The organism is Xanthovirga aplysinae (genome assembly GCF_009711365.1).
Lineage (GTDB): Bacteria > Bacteroidota > Bacteroidia > Cytophagales > Cyclobacteriaceae > Xanthovirga > Xanthovirga aplysinae.
On sequence record NZ_SMMB01000641.1, the window covers coordinates 1 to 2962 of the forward strand.

The 2962-nt window shown below is 37.9% G+C and carries 4 protein-coding genes; 3 read left to right on the top strand and 1 reads right to left on the bottom strand.

All coding sequences use genetic code 11. The annotated features are described in order from the left end of the window. Positions 1 to 10 precede the first annotated feature (10 nt). From E1171_RS03605 to surE, 3 genes are read left to right on the top strand one after another with little or no spacing between them, the layout of a single operon-like run. The gene (locus tag E1171_RS03605) at positions 11 to 1231 is read left to right on the top strand and encodes a bifunctional 3,4-dihydroxy-2-butanone-4-phosphate synthase/GTP cyclohydrolase II (protein WP_155204164.1); all 1221 of its coding nucleotides are present in this window, start codon (positions 11 to 13) and stop codon (positions 1229 to 1231) included. Between the two features lie 19 nt (positions 1232 to 1250). Then, positions 1251 to 1874 (top strand): hypothetical protein, encoded by a 624-nt coding sequence (locus tag E1171_RS03610; RefSeq protein ID WP_155204167.1) that lies wholly within the window; start codon positions 1251 to 1253, stop codon positions 1872 to 1874. A 31-nt stretch (positions 1875 to 1905) separates the two neighbouring features. After that, entirely contained in the window at positions 1906 to 2703 is a 798-nt protein-coding gene (surE, locus tag E1171_RS03615) for a 5'/3'-nucleotidase SurE (protein WP_155204169.1), read from the top strand. A 30-nt stretch (positions 2704 to 2733) separates the two neighbouring features. On the opposite strand, the gene E1171_RS03620 is transcribed toward surE, so the two are convergent. Further along, a partial coding sequence (locus tag E1171_RS03620; protein ID WP_222931374.1) for a GNAT family N-acetyltransferase occupies positions 2734 to 2962 on the bottom strand: 229 nt, incomplete at its 5' end.

Consider the following 2962-nt stretch of genomic DNA (forward strand, 5'->3'; position numbering starts at 1 on the left):
TTTTTTTTAGATGGGTGAAAATTATAAGCTGGATTCAATAGAGGATGCTATTGAGGCTATTAAAAATGGTGAGGTAATCATCGTGGTGGACGATGAGGATAGAGAAAATGAAGGTGACTTTGTTTGCGCTGCCGAAAGTGTTACCCCTGAGATAATCAATTTTATGGCAACACATGGGCGTGGGTTGATTTGTGCTCCTATAGTTGAAGATCGTTGTGAGGAACTGGGATTAGAGTTAATGGTGGGAAAGAATACTGCCGCATTTGAAACCCCTTTTACTGTGTCAATTGATTTGATAGGTCATGGTTGTACGACTGGAATTTCCGCAAGTGATCGGGCCAAAACCATTCAAGCCTTAGTAGATCCGAATATAGACCCAGCTGAATTAGGGAAGCCGGGACATATTTTTCCATTGAAAGCTAAGAAAAGCGGGGTTTTAAGAAGAGCCGGCCATACTGAAGCGGCCATAGACTTTGCTCGTTTGGCAGGTTTTCAACCTGCAGGGGTATTAGTAGAGATTATGAATGAGGATGGGACTATGGCTAGGCTTCCTGACTTGATAAAGGTGGCGGAAAAATTCCAACTTAAACTTGTGTCTATTAAAGACCTAATCGCTTATAGGTTGGAAAAAGAATCTTTGATCGAAAGGGAAGTGGAGAAGGTGAATATGCCTACCGAACACGGGGATTTTAAATTGGCTGCTTTTACCCAAACCAATACGGGAGACCATCACTTAGCCTTGATAAAAGGGGAGTGGGAGGAAGATGAACCTATTATGGTAAGGGTGCATTCCTCTTGTGTGACAGGGGATATTTTTGGTTCTTGTCGTTGTGATTGTGGTGCACAATTACATGCAGCTATGGAAATGGTAGAAAAGGAAGGTAAAGGTATTATCCTCTATATGAACCAGGAAGGGAGAGGAATTGGTTTAGTAAATAAGCTAAAAGCCTATAAACTTCAAGAGCAGGGATTGGACACAGTTCAGGCTAATCAGGAGCTTGGATTTGATATGGATGAAAGGGATTATGGAGTGGGAGCTCAAATTTTAAGAGATTTGGGTGTAACCAAAATTCGCTTGTTATCCAATAATCCCAAAAAACGTGCTGGTTTAATTGGTTACGGGTTGGAAATTGTTGAAACCCTTCCTTTGGAAATAAAGCCAAATGCACATAATGAAAGATATTTGCTCACCAAAAGAGATAAAATGGGCCATAGCATTTTGAAAAAATGACATCTTGCTAATGGTGTAGATGAGGGGAAGAGTGATTTGTGGTGTTATTTTATTGTTAATTTGTGTTCGGAGTGTTCGGGCACAAATTTTTCCTTCACAAATTTGGCATGAAGGAATGGCCGTGTTGAACTCCAGGGATACTCTGGAGGGATTGATAAAGTATAATTTGGAGAAGGACCTTATACAAATCAAAACTCCCGAAAACCTAATTAAAACCTTTAGTTCATCCTCGATTTTTCATTTTCAGTTATTTGACAAATCAGTGGGTTTGATGCGATATTTTTATGCTATTCCCTATAAAGTAAAAAGAAACTATAGAGTACCTATTTTATTTGAACTGCTTTTTGAGGGAAATTTAAGTCTCCTGTGTAGGGAAACTATTGTTCAGGAATCAGTTAATCAATACGGATATTACTCCTATAGTGGGGGATATACGGCACGCAATCACTTATTTTATACCTTTTATTTTTTGGATAAAGAAGGAGTTTTTCATCCTTACAAATTAAAGAAAAAAGAGTTTATAAAAGTGTTTCATCCGGAGGAAGAAGCTGTTCTTCTGTTTATGAAGAAATATAAACTACGAAACGATAGAAAAGACGACCTGATTGAAATAACAGAGTATTTTAATTCTATAGAAAAATAAAATTTTTATTGTCATAAATTGATTAATAAATATGTCAAAACCGTTGATTTTAGTATCTAATGATGATGGTATAACTTCCAAGGGAATAAAAGTTTTGGTGAATGCCATGAAAAATATAGGAGAGGTAGTGGTGGTAGCTCCTGATAGTCCTCAATCCGGAATGGGACATGCCATTACCATTGGAAATACACTAAGACTTGATCCTGTGGATATTTTTGAGGGAGTAGAAGCTTATAAATGTTCAGGAACTCCTGCAGATTGTGTGAAATTAGCAAAACATCATGTGCTAAAAGACAGGGTGGCAGATTTAGTGGTTAGTGGAATAAACCATGGAAGTAATACTTCAATTAGTGTCTTATATTCCGGTACAATGTCGGCTGCAATAGAAGGAGCTATAGAGGGAATGCCAGCTATTGGATTTTCTTTGTGTGATTATTCTTCTGAGGCTGATTTTAGCCATACTACGGAATATGTGATAAAGATTTCTAAACAAGTGCTGCAAAATGGCCTTCCAAAGGGAACTGCCTTAAACGTCAACTTTCCTCCAAAAGGGGAAGAGAAAATTAAGGGAATAAAAGTTTTGCGACAAGCCAAAGCAAAATGGGAGGAAGAATTTGATAAGCGCTTTGATCCCCATGGGCGGGAATATTATTGGATGTCAGGGAAATTTGTGAACTTTGATAAGGGAGAGGACAATGATGAGTGGGCAATTGCCAACAACTATGTGTCCGTAGTCCCTTGTGATTTTGATCTAACTGCACACCAATTTATTTCGAAATTGGATACTATGCTGAACAGGGAAGAAGTGGAAAAAGAAGTCTTACCTTAATATGAAAAATAATACCAGGCCTGGGTTTTTTTAAGCCCGGGCTTGAGAATAGTGAAAAAGCAACTGCTGACGTTCAAGGTAATCTTCGGAAGTCATTCCGTAATAAGTCATATCGGTTAGTTGTTTATTCCATTTTACAAAATCATTTCGCATGATTCCTTCCTTTATAAATCCTGCTTTTAATGCCATTTGGGAGCTTCTGTGATTATGAGGTCTCATCCTGATATAAAGCTTATTCATTTTTAAGGTTTCAAACCCT